Annotated in this window: 18 protein-coding genes; 5 read left to right on the plus strand and 13 right to left on the minus strand. The window is 43.7% G+C overall.

The window, feature by feature from the left end:
- Window positions 1-63: 63 nt before the first annotated feature.
- The 8 genes from AC1XUE_RS14080 to AC1XUE_RS14115 form a co-directional block, all read right to left on the minus strand.
- Entirely contained in the window at window positions 64-894 is an 831-nt protein-coding gene (locus tag AC1XUE_RS14080) for a helix-turn-helix domain-containing protein (protein WP_483356617.1), read from the minus strand.
- Window positions 891-1,796 (minus strand): SDR family NAD(P)-dependent oxidoreductase, encoded by a 906-nt coding sequence (locus AC1XUE_RS14085; protein WP_483356618.1) that lies wholly within the window; start codon window positions 1,794-1,796, stop codon window positions 891-893. The genes AC1XUE_RS14080 and AC1XUE_RS14085 overlap by 4 nt, the downstream gene beginning before the upstream one ends.
- 270 nt (window positions 1,797-2,066) lie before the next feature.
- Window positions 2,067-2,984, minus strand: a complete 918-nt coding sequence (locus AC1XUE_RS14090) for a helix-turn-helix domain-containing protein (RefSeq protein WP_483356619.1) — start codon at window positions 2,982-2,984, stop codon at window positions 2,067-2,069.
- Window positions 2,985-3,014: 30 nt separating this feature from the next.
- A complete protein-coding gene (locus AC1XUE_RS14095) occupies window positions 3,015-3,773 on the minus strand; it encodes an SDR family NAD(P)-dependent oxidoreductase (protein ID WP_483356620.1) in 759 nt (252 codons plus the stop codon).
- 116 nt (window positions 3,774-3,889) lie between these two features.
- Window positions 3,890-4,798, minus strand: coding sequence for a helix-turn-helix domain-containing protein (locus AC1XUE_RS14100; protein WP_483356621.1), 909 nt, complete (start codon window positions 4,796-4,798; stop codon window positions 3,890-3,892).
- A gap of 271 nt (window positions 4,799-5,069) precedes the next feature.
- Complete coding sequence (locus AC1XUE_RS14105) at window positions 5,070-5,432, minus strand: hypothetical protein (protein ID WP_483356622.1); 363 nt, start codon at window positions 5,430-5,432, stop codon at window positions 5,070-5,072.
- Between the two features lie 82 nt (window positions 5,433-5,514).
- Window positions 5,515-6,429 (minus strand): SDR family oxidoreductase, encoded by a 915-nt coding sequence (locus tag AC1XUE_RS14110; RefSeq protein WP_483356623.1) that lies wholly within the window; start codon window positions 6,427-6,429, stop codon window positions 5,515-5,517.
- A 298-nt stretch (window positions 6,430-6,727) separates the two neighbouring features.
- Window positions 6,728-8,017, minus strand: a complete 1,290-nt coding sequence (locus AC1XUE_RS14115; protein ID WP_483356624.1) for a sensor histidine kinase — start codon at window positions 8,015-8,017, stop codon at window positions 6,728-6,730.
- A gap of 525 nt (window positions 8,018-8,542) precedes the next feature.
- Between AC1XUE_RS14115 and AC1XUE_RS14120 the strand changes: the two genes are divergently transcribed.
- Window positions 8,543-9,340, plus strand: a complete 798-nt coding sequence (locus AC1XUE_RS14120; RefSeq protein WP_483356625.1) for a hypothetical protein — start codon at window positions 8,543-8,545, stop codon at window positions 9,338-9,340.
- A 341-nt stretch (window positions 9,341-9,681) separates the two neighbouring features.
- Here the strand turns inward: AC1XUE_RS14120 and AC1XUE_RS14125 are convergent, their stop codons facing one another.
- Window positions 9,682-10,098 carry a response regulator gene (locus tag AC1XUE_RS14125; RefSeq protein WP_483356626.1) on the minus strand — a complete coding sequence of 139 codons (417 nt, stop codon included), beginning with the start codon at window positions 10,096-10,098 and terminating at the stop codon, window positions 9,682-9,684.
- Between the two features lie 206 nt (window positions 10,099-10,304).
- Between AC1XUE_RS14125 and AC1XUE_RS14130 the strand changes: the two genes are divergently transcribed.
- The 3 genes from AC1XUE_RS14130 (at window position 10,305) to AC1XUE_RS14140 (ending at window position 13,944) form a co-directional block, all read left to right on the plus strand.
- A complete protein-coding gene (locus AC1XUE_RS14130; protein ID WP_483356627.1) occupies window positions 10,305-10,718 on the plus strand; it encodes a response regulator in 414 nt (137 codons plus the stop codon).
- A 266-nt stretch (window positions 10,719-10,984) separates the two neighbouring features.
- Window positions 10,985-11,311, plus strand: a complete 327-nt coding sequence (locus AC1XUE_RS14135) for a PadR family transcriptional regulator (RefSeq protein WP_483356628.1) — start codon at window positions 10,985-10,987, stop codon at window positions 11,309-11,311.
- Window positions 11,308-13,944: an ABC transporter permease gene (locus tag AC1XUE_RS14140; protein ID WP_483356629.1), complete on the plus strand. Its 2,637-nt coding sequence runs from the start codon at window positions 11,308-11,310 to the stop codon at window positions 13,942-13,944. Before AC1XUE_RS14135 ends, AC1XUE_RS14140 begins: the two co-directional genes overlap by 4 nt.
- Here the strand turns inward: AC1XUE_RS14140 and AC1XUE_RS14145 are convergent.
- Window positions 13,883-14,743 (minus strand): alpha/beta fold hydrolase, encoded by an 861-nt coding sequence (locus AC1XUE_RS14145; RefSeq protein WP_483356630.1) that lies wholly within the window; start codon window positions 14,741-14,743, stop codon window positions 13,883-13,885. The genes AC1XUE_RS14140 and AC1XUE_RS14145 overlap by 62 nt on opposite strands.
- An 87-nt stretch (window positions 14,744-14,830) precedes the next feature.
- Window positions 14,831-15,790: a DUF6624 domain-containing protein gene (locus AC1XUE_RS14150; RefSeq protein ID WP_483356631.1), complete on the minus strand. Its 960-nt coding sequence runs from the start codon at window positions 15,788-15,790 to the stop codon at window positions 14,831-14,833.
- Window positions 15,791-16,214: 424 nt separating this feature from the next.
- Between AC1XUE_RS14150 and AC1XUE_RS14155 the strand changes: the two genes are divergently transcribed.
- The gene (locus tag AC1XUE_RS14155; RefSeq protein WP_483356632.1) at window positions 16,215-17,279 is read left to right on the plus strand and encodes a LacI family DNA-binding transcriptional regulator; all 1,065 of its coding nucleotides are present in this window, start codon (window positions 16,215-16,217) and stop codon (window positions 17,277-17,279) included.
- 64 nt (window positions 17,280-17,343) lie between these two features.
- Here AC1XUE_RS14155 and AC1XUE_RS14160 read toward each other — a convergent pair whose 3' ends face one another.
- Together AC1XUE_RS14160 and AC1XUE_RS14165 are read right to left on the minus strand one after the other, a co-directional pair.
- On the minus strand, window positions 17,344-17,721 hold the full coding sequence (locus AC1XUE_RS14160; RefSeq protein ID WP_483356633.1) for a high-potential iron-sulfur protein: 378 nt from the start codon (window positions 17,719-17,721) through the stop codon (window positions 17,344-17,346).
- 26 nt (window positions 17,722-17,747) lie between these two features.
- The gene (locus AC1XUE_RS14165; protein WP_483356634.1) at window positions 17,748-19,859 is read right to left on the minus strand and encodes a PVC-type heme-binding CxxCH protein; all 2,112 of its coding nucleotides are present in this window, start codon (window positions 19,857-19,859) and stop codon (window positions 17,748-17,750) included.
- Between the last annotated feature and the right edge of the window lie 15 nt (window positions 19,860-19,874).

Genomic DNA, 19,874 nt, shown 5'->3' on the forward strand with positions numbered 1-19,874 from the left:
TCCTTACCTGGATCGGAAACGCACCCTTGAAGTTTACTAAACCTTGCTGCAGTAACACTTTTTCTATACCTCTGAGAGGTGCTGATTACCAGTCTCTTTGGGTGAAAAACCAAATTTCTTTTTAAAAGCATAAGAAAAATGGGAAAAACTTTCAAAACCAAGTTCCAGATAAATAGCTGAAGGTTTTTTGTTATTTTTCACAATCTGAAAATGAGCCTGTTCAAGCCGCGTGTCCTGTAACCAATGACGCGGTGGTTTGCCGAATACTTTTTGGAAGTCACGCTTGAAACCTGCCAGACTCCTTCCTGTCAGTTTTGCAAAATGCTCTACAGGAACATTGAATTTGAAATTGGCCTGCATGAACTTCTCCAAGTCAATCTTATGTGGCTCAAAGAAGTCAAAAAGAAAGTGTCCAAGCCCAGGTTCGATAAGCAGTAAAATTTCAATAGCTTCTTTTACCTTCAGAATGCTGAGCGGGTGGTCTATACTTTTTGAATTTTGTGTATAAGGGATCAATGATTGGAAAAAGCCTTTTAAAAAGGCATCTTCAGCCAAACGAATATTGGATTTACCCCGATATCTTACCGCTGTGTCCATTTGTTTTTCCAGGGCGTACTCCCGCAGGATATCTTCTTTCAGAATAAACATCAGCGCCTTGTAGTATTCATTATTTTGAGGCGTCTTTGTAGTCTTCACAAACTGATGCTTTCGTACCAGATACACCTCTCCGGGCCTTGCTGTAATCCTGTCACCGGAAGTCTCAAATGTCATCTCGCCACAGAGCTGTAATAAAAGAACACTTTCTACCAGCAGATTATCATATTCTGTTGTCTTTTCTGTATCCAGAGAATAGACAATGGAGTTAGAAAAAAGGTTTTCGGTTTGCTTTTTCATATTTCAATAGCTATCTGCTCAGGTAATCCTACCATCTTAGCACTTTCTTTCCACAACAAATCTCTGTTATCAATGCTTTGCGCCAAGCGGGATGGATTGGGGAAGGTTATTTTTCCTCTAACCAGCGAGGCGTAGATCTTGCCATCAGGTGGCACTACGCGACCCAATGCAAGTTCAGCCAAAGCTTCCCCCGCCCTCTTTGCCGTCCCCATAAAAAACGCTGGTTTGAACAGACTGATGACATAAAATAACGAACGAATAACAGGTACCACAAATTTTAAAAAGGCCGATTGCTTACCCATTAATGATGTATCACCAGTCAATCCCGGATTGTATGCAACTACAGATATATTTTTACTATCTCCAAACTTTTCTACCAAACCACTTGCGGTAAGCAGATTACATAATTTCGTCGCAGCGTAAAATGCCATACCCTTCGGACTCTGCTGGGTCGGATATGCCAATGCATCAATATTAAAGCTTTTCGGGCCGAAAGGTATAACAGCCGGATCATGTGCGTCGCTTGTCGTGACAATCACCCTGCCTCCTTTTGCCAGATTGGGCGCTAACAACCTGGCCAGTAAATAATGGGAAAGGTGGTTGGTCGCAAATGTCAGTTCAAATCCTTCTTCGCTTCTCAATTGATTATCAGTTGCCTGTATTCCTGCGTTCAATACCAGAATGTCTATTTCATCCTCTCCCAGACGTTGTTTGATATTGTCAGCAAAAGAACGCACGCTCTTTAATGAGGAAAGGTCAAGCGGTAAAACTTCCGCTGCCGCCGGCGCGATACGTCCGGTTCCACGTGCACCCACATATACTTTTGCACCGGGCACTTTTGTAAAGTGATTCAATGCTTCCGCTCCGATTCCTGCCGTTGCCCCAGTCATTACTATGATCATTGTAAATTGATTTTGTTCGGCTGCAAAGTTGCGCGTAATTGCTGAAGCCAAATCACCTGTAAAGCTCAATTTTATGTCTTATATGGCTCATCTGTGTAGTAATTCAACTTACTCCTGTGGTAAGGATTCTGCCGGAACATGGGGCAAACCAAAGGCTTAAATTCAGTGATGACGCTGATTGTGAGTTCATCACCAGATCGGGACCAGGTTAGTACTGATTTTTTTTGTCAGCCTTGATATCCATCGAAACCTCAAAGTCTCTATTCCGGATCAATTAAATGATTGTCTGAATTCAACCGGCGACATCTGCGTTTTCTGTTTGAACAACCTGCTGAATGACTGTGCGTATTCGAAACCTAGTTCAAACGCAATTTCACTTACAGATAGCCGTGTGATGGAAAGCCGCTCCTTCGCCTTTTCAATGATGCACGACTGAATATGTTGCTGCGCATTTTGTCCGGTGAAACTTCGAAGCATATCACTTAAATAGCCTGGTGAAAGATGCAGCTCATCTGCCAGATACTGTACCGTTGGAATGCCGTTGGTCAGGTGCTTTCCGGTATTAAAATAATCATTGAGCAAGGATTCCATTTTTTGAAGTAAATCGGCATTCACAGCTTTTCTGGTAAGAAACTGGCGTTTGTAGAAACGGTTGCTGTAATTCAGTAAAGATTCAATTTGTGATATGATGACGTCCTGACTGAAATCATCCATCCGGCTGTGCAACTCTTCTTCTATGTTTTTAAAAATAGCAATGATGGTTTGCTTTTCTCCTGCTGAGAGATGTAATGCCTCGTTAGCAGAGTAGGAGAAAAAACCGAACTTTGTGATTTTGCTCGCCAATGGATAAGTCAATAGAAAATCAGGATGAATGATCAATGTATATCCAGAATGGTCACCGTTATTGTCTCCACCAGCTGTTACCTGATTGGGCGATACAAAGAATAACCCACCCTCATCGAAATCATAGTATTGCTGACCGTACTTCAATTTCCCTTTCAGATTTTGCTTGAAAGAAATTTTGTAAAAGACAGAGGTATGCGTATCGGGCAGCTGACTTGCATCCAACCTGTTCTCTGCGTTGTTGATCAGACTGATGAGTGGATGCACGGGTTTTGCCAACCAAAGCATCCGGTGCAGCTCTGACAGTGAATTATAATTGTAAGGAATAATCGTATCCTTTTTCATCCTGTGAATTTACGATAAACAGCTATTTATTTACCAGGGAATTTCGCCGGTTTCCGGATTATTATCGACGCAGAAAAATTTGCCTGTCGGTCCGTCATTGTCTACCAGGCTGTATCGGAGGATATGTTCTGCACCCACTTCAACACTACTCGTACCGAGATGATGATTGAAGTCAGTCGCGGTAGATGGCGGGCTTACCGCATTTACCTTAAAATTGGTATCACGCAGTTCAAAGGCGAGTGCAACAGTATACATATTCAAAGCCGACTTCGAAGACTGATAGACTGCGCCCTTTGCTTGATAGTATTTGTAGGCAGGGTCGCTGTGCAGCGCAAGTGATCCCTGGCTCGAACTCACATTGATAATACGGGGTTCCGGGGAGCATCTCAATAAATCGATGAATGCCTGCGTAGTCCTGATGGTACCAAAGACATTTACTTCATACACTTCCTTGAATTTATCAACGCCGGTTTCCAGAGCGCTGTGCATGATGGGTGTGTTGCCATTAAATTCGATACCGTTAATACCGGCATTGTTGATCAGCATATCCAGCACATGTGTTTTGGTGCCGATTGCGATACGTGCCGCATTTACGGACTGCTGATCTGTAACGTCAAGCTGTACTACGTCCATATTTTCCAGGCCTTCTGCCTTTAAAGTATGCACTGCATCCCACCCATTCTTCAAATCGCGGCTTCCTATAAAAACACAATACCCTTTTTTGAGCAACTGTCTTGCCATTTCAAGACCTAAACCTTTGTTAGCTCCTGTTATTAATACCTTCTTCATTTGCACTTTGTATTTTAGTTTACAATACAAAAGTCGGCATCACCGAAATGATCCGTATAACCATATCGCAGGAGTTCATAACATAATCACGGACGCTTAACAGAAAATGTGATTTATCAATTGAATGAAGCCCTGAACGCTATGGGTGATTGTGAAGTCTTTGTTTTAAAGAGTTTACTGAATGACTGCGGATGCTCAAAGCCCAGTTCGTATGCAATCTCACTGACGGAAAGACTGGTCGTAGATAGTTTTTCTTTCGCTTTCTCTATCAGCTTTTCGTGGATATGTTGTTGTGTGGATTGCCCGGTCAATTGCTTTAATAAACTTCCCAAATATTTGATGGAAATATTTAACTCTTCCGCTACGTATTGAACTGTCGGCAATCCTTTCGACATTAAATCTCTGTTGTTAAAATAATCGGTCAGTACTTCTTCTACACGGTTTAAAATTTTACTACTGGTTATTTTTCGTGTGATAAACTGCCTTTCGTAAAAACGCTGTGCATAGGTAAACAATACTTCTAACTGTGCTATGATTACATCCTGACTGAACTTGTCAATATTGGAACTGTACTCGTGTCGGATATTATCAATAATGGTATTGACAACTGCTTCTTCTTTATCAGAAAGGAACAACGCCTCATTTGTTGAGTAGCTGAAGTATTCGTACTGTCTGATTTTTTTTGCCAGCGATGTGTTCCATAAAAAGTCGGGATGGATGAACAGCATCCAACCGCTCAGATTATCCGGCATACCACTTTCTTCGCCACGCAGTATTTGCCCCGGAGCCAGAAAAGCCATTACCCCTTCGTCAAAATCATATTTCTGTTGCCCGTAAAAAAGCTTATTGCACCCCCGCTTCATGGACACGACATAAAAATCAAATATTACAGACGTAATTTCTGTGCTATTGGACAAACCTTCCAGGTTTAAAATACTGATGAGTGGATGATGCGGCTTGGTGTATCCTGCTACGCGGTGCAGTTCTGAAATGGATTGTAATCTGTATGGAGTGGAATTTTTCATCTGTAAAGTCAATTTAATTTCTTCAAATACATGTTCCACCCGCATGAATGGTCGCTTGTCTATAAAATTAGTCAATCCAAAATAACTGTTTCTCCGGTTTTACCATTTTTAGCTGTTGCTTTACTTTGTTTTCCTCATCCACGGTACGCAAAATAGTATTCGGTTCCTACAAGGTTCGTCTGCCATATCGAACTTGCCGTAATAGAATCGTCATTCTTGCCCGTGTATCAACAAATGCATTATCATCGAGCTTGTATTACACATACCAAGCTTATTTAATGTTTACCCAAAGTTCTTCAACGTTGAAACTGATGAGAGAAATCTTGGTTTTATCGGGCATCTCAATAGCTGTGGCGCTTCCGTCTTTGATAATCTTCGTGTATTTTATTAATTCTTCAAGACTTATCTTGTCTTCTTTTGTCCATTTCCCCTTGCCGAAATCCAGCACTTTTTTCCTCTCTATCCGTAACCCATTCAAGGAATCCTTAAAAGCCGCCGGATGGTTATTTTGATAAGAACTGTCCACCAGTAAAGTAATGGGGCTATCCGTTTTGTTACTGATGTATACTGTTTTGGGGGCATTACAAGATAAAAGCATCATTGCGAATATTGAGATGAAAAATACTAGTTTCATGGCTTATTTTTAATTCCAAATATGGTAATGGAGAATTTAAAAAGGTCTGTATTAATCAAATGAAAGCTTGAAAATGCAGGCGCTAAAATTCAACTTTGGCCAGCACTTGTGATATCTCCCATAATTTTAAAGAGGCATTCAGGTCCTCTGCCTGTCCGGGCATCTTTGCTACAGTCGGAAAACCCCTTGTTTCACTCATCTTATCCGGACCGTAATATTGGCCACCTTTAGCCTCTGGAGAAGTGGCTGCATATAATGTTGGCAAGGCCCCTTGTGCAGATGGCTGGAACAAAAACGGAAGAAAAGTTCTCGCCATTCCTGCTACACTCCATCGCCCTGCACCGGTAATAAGCAGATTTGTTCGGGAAACACCTGGATGGGCGGCCATACTCGTAATACCCCAACCGTGCTTTTCACTTTTTCGCTGAAGTTCGGAAGCAAACATCAGGTTCGCCAATTTCGCCTGACTGTATGCTTTCCCCGGAGCATACGAGGACTTTGACTGAAGATCATCAAAATTGATTATGCCTTCACGATTCGCTATACTTGAAACGGTTACAACACGAGCATCTGGTGATTTACGTAATAACGGAAGCAATTGTGCTGTCAATGCGAAGTGACCAAGATGATTTGTACCAAACTGTAACTCAAAGCCATCAACCGTTTCAAGCCGCTGTGGTGGCGTCATTACACCCGCATTATTGATCAGAAGATCAACAGCTTGCCCATTTGAAATCATTTTTGAGGCAAAGGTTTTGATTGATGACAGGTCTGCAAGGTCTATTTTTTCAAAACTTACTTTTGCCTTTGGGATTTTCTGTTGAATTCTGGCCATTGCGTCAGCTCCTTTTTCAGGATTACGCCCCATCATGATCACACTCCATCCTGCGGATGATAACGCCAGTGCATCTTCATATCCAATACCCTCTGTACTACCTGTAATGATAGCTAAACCACTATTCCTTAGAGGAATATCAGCTGTTGTCCAATTTTTCATTTGCTTTCGTGTTCTAATGTTTTTGATAATGCAAAGATGGACAGCAATTAAAAACCGGATGTAGCCAAAAATCGCATTGTTGTAGTGGAAAGTAATGTATCCACAAAAACAGTCAAGTTTTTGAGTTGGTGTGTGGGTTGGAATGAAGCTAATCTATGCGGTCATTTTTACTTTTTTGCAGGTATGTAAATGTCTACAATTATTCCATCAGGTTCAGACCTGGTAGGATACCACCGAACTGATTCAATTGCGCATCATCCCGCAATGAACTCGACATATGTAGCGTGGGAATTCATCTTTACAAATCTGGAATAAGAAGCGTAAAGGTCGTACCATCTTCTGCTGTACTATCCAGATTCACAACGATATTTGCTGATGCGGCAAACCTGGCTACCAACCTTATACCAATTGTGTTGAGATCAGAGGGTTCATTTTGCAGACATTGCTTTACTAACTGCTGCGTTTGCGGCAGCATAGCCGGGCCACTGTTATGAATCAGAAACGAATTCAATTCCTGTTGTTTACAGAACATCAAGCTCACCTGACCGTTATCCGGAGCATTTTTTATAGCATTGTCCAGCAGATTCCTGACAATGACTTCGAAGGCATGTTTTTGTGTTTTTAACATGAGTTCTTTTGGAATATCAATGATCAGGTCAATTTGTCGTGATAGGGCAATAGTACTGTAAACATTCAGTATTGGCTTTAAGAGATCATCAACATTAAATATGGACGGAGTATATAAATGTTCAGCACTACTTTTTTCACTTTCCAATAAATTTGTCAAAAGTCGTTGCGTATCGCTCAGGGATCTGCTCAGTTCCTCTTCAAAGTACTTCCGGTCATTTTCTCCAAGTCCGTACTGTCGCACAATTTCCAGATATTTTTTAATGCCCAGCAAAGGGGATTGAAAGTCATGAGCTACAATCCTGAGCAATGTAGACTTTTCATCATGTAAACGGTCAAGTTCAATTACCCAGGATTCTACTTTTTCCCGTTCTTTCCGGTAGTTACTGATAATGTAAGTGATACATGCGAAAAGCAAAACCATTGTGACCACATACGTCGATACCCAGTCTACGATACGTTGTTCTTTGTTTTCGTACGTATTAATGACCAGTTCGGGCCAATGATACTGCAGCAGCACAACTGCGCTAATAATTAAAAGATTAATTAGTGACCATATAACGTAGTGCCTTTGTTCCGAAACGGCCAGGCTTAGAAAATAAACACTTAAAAAAGACAACAGTGACGGCCCCTCCAGACCACTGTTCCAAATAAAGTTCCACCCAAAAAACACATACACCACCAAAGTATAGACTGTAAATGATAGATAAGTCAGCTTTTTGAAGCGGGATAAATAAAACAAAATCAGTTGTAACGGAACAAGGCCTGTCGCAATCAACCCGGCAATGAACAGATGGTTGGCATAACTGAATGCCGCGACATACACCATGACTGCCAATGTAACGATGCAGATGGAATGATAAATACGGGCCTGCAACGAATGATCATCACTATCTCCTTTTAGATTTTCCCACACATTACAGACTCGTACCAAAAGGGATGCCCCATGTAGTTTTTTCATTAGTTAGTATATATTTTCTCGGAACGTTTAAGCAGGAATTCCCTCTTATTAAATTATATGCGGTTGCAGTTATGAGATGCGCTGTCTTCATCTACAATAACTGATAGCATCCAGATTGATCCAACCAGCATGGGTTACCTTGAATCGAAGCCTATTATGAGTTGCCTGAACTCTTCTAAAAATTTTATAAGATCGCTCAACAGTCCAAATGTACAACCAGCTCCTGTGCTCTGCAAGACAGACATATTTGTACTGGGGACTTAGATCACTTTCCGGGTAAGATGCACCAGCTTTATATTAAACTTCAGTATAGTTCATTTGATTGGCAAAATGCACATACATCGCCGATTGACATAATAAAACACGCTGGCTGACCGAATCCAGGCATCCGATTGCAAACAGATAAGTTTGACCGGGTAGCTGGTTTAGAAGAAATGAAATTATTTTTTAATTCTTGATCTATACCGCAGGCACGGAAATTTACAATGGCGTAGTCATATTAACATACTTTAAAACCAAATTATTATGGCACATACAGTAATTGGAATTTTCGAGAATGAATCCGATGGGCAACAGGCGCAGAATTACCTACTGGATAATGGGTTTGCCGACGGCGATGTGGATATCAAAACTGCGTCCTATAAGTCGCACACGACTGAGGCGTCCGATAGACATACCACTGCTGAAGACAATGACATTTTAGCTAAAATAGGCAGCTTTTTCAAAGATCTTTTTGGAGAGAATGAGCATGAAGCCAAACTGTATTCGGAAGCCGGAAAACATGGAACAATTGTCACCGTACATGCACTGACTTCCGCCGAAGCGGATGCCGCGGCAGATGTGCTCGATCAATTCGGCGCTGTAAATGTTAAAGAAAATGCCGCCAGACATTCCGCCAGCCCGATATTTACAGACGGCGCATTCAGTGGTGAAGGCATTCCAAGTGATGCACACCGGCTTGACGCTTCTGATCCAAATACCCATGATACCTATACCCGTAATAGTCCGGCTGATCCTTTACCAACCTCGGACCAGCAGCTAAGGTCCGATCGTCAGGAAACGCAGGAGCCGATACTAAGGCACAGAAGCCGTATTTTCGAGCGTACTCTTCAGGATCATATCCGTCTCAGACAGCAGACCCAGTCGCATAACCCGACGCCGTTGAGCACGAGCTCTAACGATCCGGATCTGCAGACCTACCGCGATCTGGATCAGACAGTGGCAGACAGCGATCAAAAAACAGATAATGATTTACCGACAAGAACAGGTAATCAGCAGCTGAGCGATGAGGAAAGATTAAGAAGATTAAATCTTGGATTATAGATTTTGCAAGAGCATCTTATTTGAGGGCATCAGCATAGGGCTGATGCCCTTTTTTTTATGCATGCAGCTATACTTCGACTTAAATAACATCATCATTGCGGTTCTGCTATTGTATCAACGGATCATCAAAGTGTACTAGAAAACCCCTGTTGACCATCTGAATCTACAGTCATCTCTAAGAATTTAAAAGAAGCAATTTCAAAAGCGAAGCACGTTCGCTTCAATAACCTGTATCCATTTATATCTGCACAATCCCGCCTGTAGGAATGAAGTAAGTGAGGCGGTATACGCGGTAGATCTACCTGCGCATACAGGGAATATGATAAAGCCGGAGTTGCCTCTCAGCTGTAAGGCGAGAGCCTTACGGTGTTAAACCAGTAATGAGTCAGTTCACGCGCGATCTTCTCCAAGCCGGGGTAACTTTGAGGTTTGACAATGAAGCTACTGGCTCCCAGATCATAGGAAGTACCAATAGAGTTAATATCAGATGTGGTAGTTAATACAATAACAGGAATTTTAGCAAAAGACTTGATGCCGCAGAAACGAATCAAAAATTCAAATCCATTCATCACCGGCATATTCAGGTCCAGCACAATCAGATCAGGTCTGTAACCAGCCTTTTCCATCAGTTCAAATGCTTGCTTACCATCTGCTGCAAATTTCAAATCGCATTCGCAATTGCTACTTTCGAATGCATCGGACAAAAGTAGCTGATCATCGAAATCGTCATCGATCACCAGAATTTTTCGGTCGTACATATATGAATTTTGTCTATCACCTGGCAAAGATAATAGTTCGCCCGGACATAATTAAAATACTAAAAATTCAATGACTAAAAACCTTACAACTCATAGTAGTAAATTATGATATCTTTGTCGATGTATGACGGCATGCACAACAAAATAGCTGGTACCTCATAACTGTGGCCTGGTTTTTTATATTTTTTTAATAAACATCAGCAAACATGGAAAACGGACCGGTTTTATACGTAGGAGGAGACGAAGATGATCGTTACCTGGTAACAGATGCATTGGCAGCAATTGGATGTAGCAGTGAGGTAGTCAACTTTGACGATGGTGATCTACTTATTGAATACCTGACATCTTCTGCTGAACGCCCCTTTTTCATCTTATGCGACCTGTATCTTCCTAAGATGTCAGGCTTGGAACTCAAAGAACTGATTAACGCTGATGACCAGCTGAAGCGACGGGCAATACCATTCATATTTTTATCAGAATCCGTCAGTGAAGTCGATGTCGAAGAGGCTTATATGTCTCTGGTGCAGGGATTCTATGTGAAGGCTCCTACCTATCAGGGTTTGAAAGATCAGCTTAAAGCAATCTGTCAGTACTGGGAACTGGCCACCTTGCCTCACTAATTTGTATTGATTTCATCAGATTGAAAATCAGCTAACAGCCCTAGGCTGACAACAAGGAAGCCCGTGCGGCATTTCCGAAAACCTAAGTCCATTATTTATAAGCATTTAGTATGGCTACTACCTAGGCATAGCTGTTCAATACTGAACGTCATATTGTGCAGTATTGAACAACTTCCCCTGTACAAAATACCCTTTCAAGCTGTTCTGGTCGGTTTTGCGCCTCTGGCAGGTTATTTGTCAGACATTTACATAACTAATAGCATGTTATGAAAGGTACTTACCTGGGCGAGTTCGAAGAAGTGGTTTTGCTGGCCGTTGCAATCCGTACGGGTGATGCATACGGAGCAGCTGTGGTAAATGAAATCGAACAGCAGCTCTCACGGCCGGTCAACCTGGGGGCTGTGCATACTGTACTGCACCGTCTTGAAGAAAAAGGACTTGTCAATTCTGAAATGGGTGGCGCAACTGCTGAGCGGGGTGGGCGCAGCAAACGGCTCTATACCGTGACTGCAACAGGCCGCCGCGCACTGGAAGAAATCAGACAGTTGCGTAATCAGATGTGGGATACGATTCCTGAAATTGTCTGGTCATGAAAGCCGCTAAACATCATACCCCTCCCAGATGGGCAACGCTGTTGCTACAAAGGTTCTGTTCTGCTCACCAGGCTAATGAACTGGAAGGTGACCTGTATGAACTGTTCCAGATGCGTGTATCCTCACTGGGCCTGCGCCGGGCAAGGTGGCGCTATGTGAAGGATGTGCTCAGTTTGATGCGACCATCTTTGTTGAGAAGTGAACCCAATCAGTATCCAAACTCACGCCATACAGATATGTTACAGAACTACATTAGGATCGCTTTTCGTAATCTTGCCAAAAACCGCACTTACTCCACTATCAACATCATTGGCTTATCGGTCGGGATGGCTACGGCCATACTGATCGGACTTTGGATGTGGGACGAACTCTCTTATAACAAGTATCATCAGCACTACGACCGTATTGCACGCGTCATGCAGCATCAAACCTATAATGGCACCACCAATACGACCCCAGCCACGCCGCTTCCCATGCGCGCTGCTTTAGAAAATGAACATGGCAGTGAATTCACTCACATCGCGTCTTCATCCTGGACTGAGGACCACATTTTGTCCTCGGGTGAAAAGACAATTTCCAGAAAGGGCAACTGCGTTGAGCCGGACTTTACTTCCATGCTATCGCTCCGTATCCTTAAAGGCACCGCAACCGGTCTTGATAACCCCACTTCTGCCCTACTCTCAGAGTCAGTTGCAACGGCTTTGTTCGGCCAGGAAGATCCCATTAACAAAACCATCAAGGTTGATAACAAAAATTACTTCAGGATTACGGGCGTATATGAAGACCTGCCGTATGGGACCGAATTCCGGGAGGTGTCTTTTTTACTTCCCTGGAAATACTTCTTAGAACAAACACCCTGGGTAAAACGCTCAGAAACCAACTGGGGCAATAATTCTTTTCTGTTGCTGGTGCAGATTATACCTCATACGAGCTTTGAAAAGGTGAGTGCAAAGATAGAAAAGATCAAAGCCCGGCATGCCAAGGATGAAGCTAGGTTTGACCCAAAAGCATTTCTGCAACCGATGAGCCGGTGGCATCTGTATTCCGAGTGGGAAAACGGAGCGGCAGTCCGCGGACGTATTCAGTTTGTCTGGCTTTTTGGCACTATTGGCGCATTTGTGCTTTTGCTGGCCTGCATCAACTTTATGAATTTATCTACAGCGCGGTCACAGAAACGCGCCAAAGAAGTCGGCGTACGTAAAGCAATCGGATCTTTGCGTAGTCAGCTGGTCGCACAGTTCCTTTGTGAATCCATCGTGATGGCAATGATCGCATTTGTATTTGCCTTGTTAACGGTACAGGTGTTACTGCCATGGTTTAACCAAATCGCCGACAAACAAATTAGTTTCCCCTGGACTGATCAGAAAAGCTGGCTGATTGGATTAGGCTTTACACTGCTGACAGGCCTTCTGGCTGGCAGTTATCCTGCACTATACCTATCAGGTTTCCGGCCTGTCAAAGTGCTTACCGGAGTTGGTTCTTCATTGCAGTTACGTGCTGGCCGCTTCGCCGCTTTACCGCGCCAGACGCTGGTTATTATTCAGTTTACAGTATCGATTACAATGGTGATAGGCACACTGGTTGTACTTCGCCAGATCCAGCATGCTAAAAACAGGCCGGTGGGTTTTGATCGCTCAGGATTATTGTCTGTTGACATGAACACACCGGATCTGCTGGCAACTTCTCATGCACTTCGTCATGATCTGCTACAAACCGGTGCCGCTACAAATATGGCCAAATCTTCAAGTCCAACCTCTGAGGTGTGGAGCAGCGATGCCAGTTTCAGCTGGCCGGGTAAAGACCCGGATCAGCTGGGCAACCTTGGGACGGTAGGCATCACTCCCGAATATGGTAAGACAGTTCATTGGCAAATCAAACAAGGCCGCGACTTCTCACACGCTCTTTCAACGGATAGCCTCTGTATGGTCATCAATGAAAGTGCTGCCAGGTTTATGGGACTCAAAAAGGCCGTCGGCACCCCTGTTCAGTGGAACGGTGCACAATATACAATCATTGGGATCATTTATGACGTGGTCACCGGGTCACCTTTTATGCCCATTCAGCCAACCGTGTTTATGTTAAGAGAAGACTGGGCTTCGTTCATTCATATCCGTCTGAATCCTGCTCTTACTACAACAGAAGCACTTTTAAAGCTTGAACCTATTTTCAAAAAATACAATCCCGGAAGTCCCTTTGAATATAAATTTGCCAGTGAGGAGTACGACTTCAAGTTCCGGGCAGAAGAACGGATCGGACAGCTTTCTACCACCTTTGCATCTCTGGCCATTTTTATCAGTTGCCTGGGCCTTTTCGGGCTGGCTTCCTTCTTTGCCGAACAACGCCAAAAGGAGATCGGTATTCGGAAAGTCCTGGGCGCCTCTGTAACCAGCCTATGGCAACTGCTTTCAAAAGACTTCTTAATCCTGGTTACGGTTGCTTCGCTGTTGGCAATGCCTATTGCTTACTATGTGATGCATGATTGGCTGCAGCACTACACTTACCGGACCACCATATCCTGGTGGATTTTTGCTGCAACGATGTTCGGCGCTATGCTCATCACCCTTATCATTGTCAGTTTTCAGGCGGTGAAAGCTGCCTGGCTGAACCCGGTGAAGAGCTTACAGAGTGAGTAATGTGTTTTCGGTAGAAATCTATGATCTGCTCTATGACCAAGCCAGGCTGGTCGCGGGGAATATTATGTGAACTTCCTTTGGCCAATAGCAGATTCCGATTTTTACCGGCCTGAATGAAGTTTTGTTGATCCTTCTTAAAACGCTCATTATCGCTTTCTTTATCAAAGGGCCCGGTTTCAGCCATGATATCCAGAATAGGAATACTTGCTGGCATCGGTACCTGCCTGACATAATTACTGGTACGCTCCATGTTGGCAAGCAGGTAATACAAACTCAAGTAATCAGGTTCAAAATCTTTGCGATTAAGCGTCTGAGAATAGTCTCTTGCAAATTTAATGTCTTCAAGGGATGGTATACGCGGATCCAGTAAAACAATTCCTTTTACCTGATTGGAATGCCGGGCTGTAAAAACGCGGTTGTAAAAACCGCCCAGAGAATGCCCAACCAGGATAAAATTCGCATCCCGGTAACATAGCTTTTGAAGACCAAGCTCCAAATTTTTGATCTCTTGTAAAATATCATTGTGAGCTGTATCGAGGCTGCTTTTACCAAAACCGGAACGGTCGTAAGTGATCACCGTGGCATCAAGGCGTTGGTGTACCGCAGTTGCAATAGAATCCCATTGCGAAGCATCAAGCCCGCCACCGGATTCGAAAAGTATGGGTGAATACGCTCCCTTTAAAATTTTAAAATGAAGCTGACAGGATCTAAGATCAATTAATGTATCAAGGAGTTGTGCATGGGCAACGCGAGCTGCAAGCAGAAGGATCATAAAAAAAGTTGGCTTGAAAAGCTTCATGGCACTTTAAGAAATTGAAATGTTAACGCCGGCCTGTGATGATCGACACGCTTGATTTATTCAAACAATCAAAACAAGGATATCTTGTTACCGCTCTTGTATTCCTTCTTCTTTCATAAGCGACGGCAGTTGCTTTTTATACTCGACGGGGTTCCAGACAATGCCCCATCTTTTCACGTACAGCCTTAATGGTCCCAGGCCCATACCTGCCCTGCGGGTGTCGACGTGATCCGGATCGGCAAGAGGCAATACATAAGCTTTACCAGTACTGTCTTCACCAATCTGACTTCCATAAGTCTGAAGGCGTTTTTCACCCAACGCAACCCGGTCTTCCAACAGGGCAAGCGCATGAGGCTGTGCCCTGCTCATTTTTACAGCTTCCCGCATAAGCGGCAGGTAGGTTTGCTGTGTACTCAAATCTGCATGTTGGATGACCAGGAACAGCGCAGAGTTGGCCTTAGGCCCGACGCTCTGCTCTCCCACCCAACCTTCTGAATCAAGGATTTCCTTTACAAGCACCAAATTGATACTGTCAGTTATTTCAATCGTTTTCCAAAGCGCACTCATCTGTTTTGACTCGAATCCATACCAACTGCCGATTTGCTCACTTTGCAGCCGGTATTTTTGGTCGTCCTCATAAATTTTAAGAAGTCTGCGCTGTAGCGGTTGATCATAGGTGGCCTGGAGCTGATCCACTTTATGCTGCATGTCTGCTATTAATAATTTCCATTCTTTCAGATGATGGAGCATGTGCAGGTCTGAATCCTTTTTCACGTGCTCAATGTTTATGTATCCATTGTAGAAGGCCTTCCGTAACCATTGGATGGCCAGTTTCCTTTTGCCTCCAAGCGCAGCTGAGCATGCTGCACCATACAAATCGTATCGATTGTTATCTGCAATCATGAAAGCCTGCCGGTAAAGGCTGATTGATTCAGCATATTGCTCTTCTAAGTACTCGTCTTCTGCACTTGCGATTAAGCCGACATAATCCTGAGCAAAACCACCAAAGCTAAAAAGGATACAATTTATTAATACAAGGATGCGCATCTGATTGGATGAAAGTTTAAGCCAATATAACTAAATAAATAGTTATATCAATATCCATGCAGTACCTATATTACTTGTCACTTCCCGGACTGCAGTTCAGCGGCGCGGTCCATATCGCAGGCATCACCAAGCGCCTTTATACTGATCCAGACAAAACACAATCATCAGTATGCGATCAGCTTATTTGCCATCCACTCCAATAAAGTCACCTTACTGATAGATGGCAACCTAAGATATCTGCATTTCCGCTGATGCAGCACAGGCCGTCATATATCGGAATACAATCATAAATCCCTCTGAACGGCCAGACGTGTACGCTAACAGTCTTTAAAAATAAGAGTTTTATCTAAGCCGTAAATTTGTTTATTTTGTAAGTTAATTCTGCATGATCAGCCCCATACAGATCACTCCATAATCTGAGGTAATGAAAGAAAGAAAAGAGGAAGTGCTCATTGGCGTGAAGGAAATTGCCAGAAGGGCCAATACTTCAATAGGCACTGTCGACCGTGTTATTCACAACCGATCGGGTGTAGCGCAAAAGACAAGAGAAAATATTCTTCGCATTATCAGTGAGTTGAACTATCAGCCCAATTTGCTTGCCAAAAGGCTTGCATCCAGAAAAACACTGAGACTGGCCACGCTGATACCGAAAAATTCTACCGAGACCAGCTTCTGGAATGCACCTCTGCAAGGAATTGAACAGGCAGATGCTGAGATTAACCAATTCGGCATCGTTGTGGACAAATATTTTTATGACCAGAACTCGATAGGCTCATTTGTTGAGCAAACCGGCATCATTTTGCAAAGCAAGCCAGATGGCATTCTGCTGGCTCCTTCTTTCATCGAAGAATCGGTCAGTTTTACAAAAACCTGTCAAAAACTGAAAATACCCTATGTGCTGATTGATTCAGACCTTCCCAATCAACAAAGTCTGAGCTACATCGGTCCAAACCTTTATCACAGCGGCTATCTGGGTGCACACCTGATCAGTTACCTGACCAAGCCGGCAGACAAAGTATTGATTTTGAATATCTCCAGGGAGATTGATGATCACCATCATTTACTGAAGAAAGAAGAAGGGTTTCGTGCCTATTACGAGCAAAAAGAGAATAGTCCTGTTATTCTCAAGATGGATATACGACAGACAGATCCGCAGTCTATAGAGACCTACCTGTCTGCCGCCTTCAAAGAGCATGGACAGATCAAGGCCGTGTTCGTTACCAACTCAAGAGTCTCTGTGGTAGCCAAAGTCCTGGCAAAATATGCTCAGGGCGTTCTACTGATTGGCTATGACTATGTGCAGGAAAATTTGGAATGTCTCCGGGAAGGGACGATCGATTTTCTGATCTGCCAAAAGCCCATGGAGCAGGCCTACCGCGGGGTGATGTCCTTATACCAGCACTTGGCATTCTCAGCGGCGATAGAGAAAATCTATTTTATGCCTATCGATATTATTACCAAAGAGAATTACAGCTTTTACCGGAATTAAAACAAGCCCAATCCCGGCAAAAGCCCTTCTCACATTTCACATTTTACTTCTCACATCTCACCACCTACCCATTTTCTGAATGCTGTGGTGCCCAGTAGGTACAGTAAGCCCCGGTATAAACCGGGCCTTTGAACAGCTGACAATTACCGCAACTTTTCCCCTCCTTTGGCGGCAACCACAACTGACAGTTGCCGCATTTTGAATCCTGAATCGGAGATGCTTTTACGTAACCCAGCTTTTTACGGGCATCCAGGTCCTTTTCGGTCAGCACGGAAAAATCCTCGCAGTCATCTGTTTTACTTCCAGTGGCTTCGGGCGTATTTTTTTGCTCCTGATTTTTTTCACCGCAGGATGAAATCAAAATCGCCGCGCCCGTAACCGCCACAGCGGAAGAGATAGCCTGCATAATAAAGCTTCTTCTGCAATAAGTTTCTTTTGTCATATCAATTCATTTACAAACAGCCAGACCTACAAAGCAGCATTGATTTCCTTTAGAAGCGTCTGTGTTTCCGCATCAGCGCCTTCCATCTTTTTAACAGTAGCCACAAGTTCAGCATCCGGCTTTTTATGATCCGGTTTTTTCACATACTTTGCCATTCCCTTCAGCACCGGCACTTGCCAGTCAGCACCGGATTGAGACGTCAGCGAAATCAAGCGGCTCATTTCACCCTTTCTGTTTGCTGAAATTATCGTATAAGAAAACTCCTCAACAAACTTTTTCTTACCCTCCGCATCGTTTTTCAGGAACGCTTTTTCTTTCACCAGATATTGAAAAAATGCAAGCGATGAACCTGTTTCAGAGCTCAAAACAGCCATGCGAAACCACGGATCATATACATGTTTATCCAACACCCCGGATATGGCAGGTAGTGTAGCCCCGGATGGAAACTGCCCCAAACTTAAAGTTGCCTGCATAACCACCCGTGCAGATGGATCCTTTGTTTTTTCAAGCAACACGGGCAGCAAAGATGCATACCGCTCGGCAAGGATAACGCCATGCTCACGGACTCCTGCATGTGCATCATTCAAAGCCAGTTTGACCAGATCCGCGTCCAAAGCGTCCAGTCCTTCGAGCGTGTACAAAGCGTGAAGCCGTGTTCTTGGATCTGTATGTGTTTTAAATAATGCTGTTAATGAATTAATTACAGTTTTATCCTGACGCTCGACCAGTAAACGCTGCGCCTGAATTCTGTTCCACTGATTCGGGTGCGTCAGCATCTGTACATACTGTTCCGAAGTCATTTTGGACAAATCTGCCGTCAGCTTTTCTTTTGCCTTTGCATTTTTGGGTACGATTCGCCAGATACGTCCGTACTGTTTTCCGTTGTCAAAATCCATATCCTCTTTCAGATCATCAGGAATGGAAACCGGCGTTTCTATATGCTGGTGATACATATCCAGTACATACAGATTTCCGTCCGGCCCGACCGAGAAATTAACCGGCCTGAACCATGGATCTTCTGACGCCAGGAATTCTCTGCTTTTATCAGATTCAGCTCTTTTGGCATGATAAAAAACGCTGTCAGTATGCATAGTGAGCACATCGCGGTGTACCAGGTTTCCAGCCACATCGCCGGTAAAGATACTGCCGTAATAACCATCCGGGAAAGCATGTCCGCCATAATGCGTTCCGCCTGAGGCTCCGGTAAAATGTCCTTCTGCATATTCCTTTCTGTCAAGCTTTTGCTCGGCATATTGCTCTTGCCGGCGCCGGGTGCGTTCTGCGCGCCAATAAGGTGCCGGCGTACGCTGAAACATGATTCCTTCGGGATCTCCTACATTTTTCACACCTCTGATCACAGGCAGGTTTTCGTGGCGGTGAATGTAGCGCCAGGGAATAACAGACTGCTGAATATAAAGTGTATTTTGTGTGAAAAACCGGTGATTCCAATCATTCAGAGTTTGTCCAAACTGTGCCGGACCTGTTTCCACTTCAAACAAACCTTTGTCCAGCCTAAACCGGAAATCACCACCTTTTACAGAAATGGCACCAGCATCCGGTTTTCTTTTAAAAGTAATCTCCCCTGCCTGTCCGTGGTTGGATGCATAGATCCAGTTGTCGATGCCGTAACGCAGACTGGTGATCTGGGTTTCAGAGTTATTTTTGAAAAACCCTGTAAAAACAACCTCTTTCAGATCGGCCCGGAAATCTCCGGTTGTATCTTTCATGTAAAAAATATCCGGTGCAGCCGTCACGAGCAGTCCGCCTTTATAGGGCAAAATACTGGTTGCTTCCGAAAGACTATCAGCGAAAATAACAGACTGATCGATCCTGCCGTCACCATCCGAATCGATCAGTTTACGGATACGTCCCGTCCCCTTTCCTTCCTCAGGTCTGTAAGGATAATCAGGCATTTCAACCAGATAAATGCTACCGAACTCGTCGAATACCATTTCAACCGGGTTGGTGATCTGAGGCTCAGCGGCAAATAGCTCAGCAGTGAAATCCTTGTCCAGATCAAAGCTTTCCATCTCCTGCTCCGGCGTGAGTGCATCTTTGTATCTTTTTTCTGTGCAGGAAACTGTTACCAAAAACAGCAGTAGCAAAACTGAAATGGTATTACGATTTATCATCATCATTTGAAAAGAAAACAG

The sequence above is a fragment of the Dyadobacter sp. HNCC25DJ187 genome (assembly GCF_056895255.1).

Excerpts from the sequence above, each read along its gene's own strand:
- AC1XUE_RS14080 (WP_483356617.1), bottom strand. The coding sequence starts at position 894 with ATGAAAAAGCAAACCGAAAACCTTTTTTCTAACTCCATTGTCTATTCT.
- AC1XUE_RS14085 (WP_483356618.1), bottom strand. The coding sequence starts at position 1,796 with ATGATCATAGTAATGACTGGGGCAACGGCAGGAATCGGAGCGGAAGCA.
- AC1XUE_RS14090 (WP_483356619.1), bottom strand. The coding sequence starts at position 2,984 with ATGAAAAAGGATACGATTATTCCTTACAATTATAATTCACTGTCAGAG.
- AC1XUE_RS14095 (WP_483356620.1), bottom strand. The coding sequence starts at position 3,773 with ATGAAGAAGGTATTAATAACAGGAGCTAACAAAGGTTTAGGTCTTGAA.
- AC1XUE_RS14100 (WP_483356621.1), bottom strand. The coding sequence starts at position 4,798 with ATGAAAAATTCCACTCCATACAGATTACAATCCATTTCAGAACTGCAC.
- AC1XUE_RS14105 (WP_483356622.1), bottom strand. The coding sequence starts at position 5,432 with ATGAAACTAGTATTTTTCATCTCAATATTCGCAATGATGCTTTTATCT.
- AC1XUE_RS14110 (WP_483356623.1), bottom strand. The coding sequence starts at position 6,429 with ATGAAAAATTGGACAACAGCTGATATTCCTCTAAGGAATAGTGGTTTA.
- AC1XUE_RS14115 (WP_483356624.1), bottom strand. The coding sequence starts at position 8,017 with ATGAAAAAACTACATGGGGCATCCCTTTTGGTACGAGTCTGTAATGTG.
- AC1XUE_RS14120 (WP_483356625.1), top strand. The coding sequence starts at position 8,543 with ATGGCACATACAGTAATTGGAATTTTCGAGAATGAATCCGATGGGCAA.
- AC1XUE_RS14125 (WP_483356626.1), bottom strand. The coding sequence starts at position 10,098 with ATGTACGACCGAAAAATTCTGGTGATCGATGACGATTTCGATGATCAG.
- AC1XUE_RS14130 (WP_483356627.1), top strand. The coding sequence starts at position 10,305 with ATGGAAAACGGACCGGTTTTATACGTAGGAGGAGACGAAGATGATCGT.
- AC1XUE_RS14135 (WP_483356628.1), top strand. The coding sequence starts at position 10,985 with ATGAAAGGTACTTACCTGGGCGAGTTCGAAGAAGTGGTTTTGCTGGCC.
- AC1XUE_RS14140 (WP_483356629.1), top strand. The coding sequence starts at position 11,308 with ATGAAAGCCGCTAAACATCATACCCCTCCCAGATGGGCAACGCTGTTG.
- AC1XUE_RS14145 (WP_483356630.1), bottom strand. The coding sequence starts at position 14,743 with ATGAAGCTTTTCAAGCCAACTTTTTTTATGATCCTTCTGCTTGCAGCT.
- AC1XUE_RS14150 (WP_483356631.1), bottom strand. The coding sequence starts at position 15,790 with ATGCGCATCCTTGTATTAATAAATTGTATCCTTTTTAGCTTTGGTGGT.
- AC1XUE_RS14155 (WP_483356632.1), top strand. The coding sequence starts at position 16,215 with ATGAAAGAAAGAAAAGAGGAAGTGCTCATTGGCGTGAAGGAAATTGCC.
- AC1XUE_RS14160 (WP_483356633.1), bottom strand. The coding sequence starts at position 17,721 with ATGACAAAAGAAACTTATTGCAGAAGAAGCTTTATTATGCAGGCTATC.
- AC1XUE_RS14165 (WP_483356634.1), bottom strand. The coding sequence starts at position 19,859 with ATGATGATGATAAATCGTAATACCATTTCAGTTTTGCTACTGCTGTTT.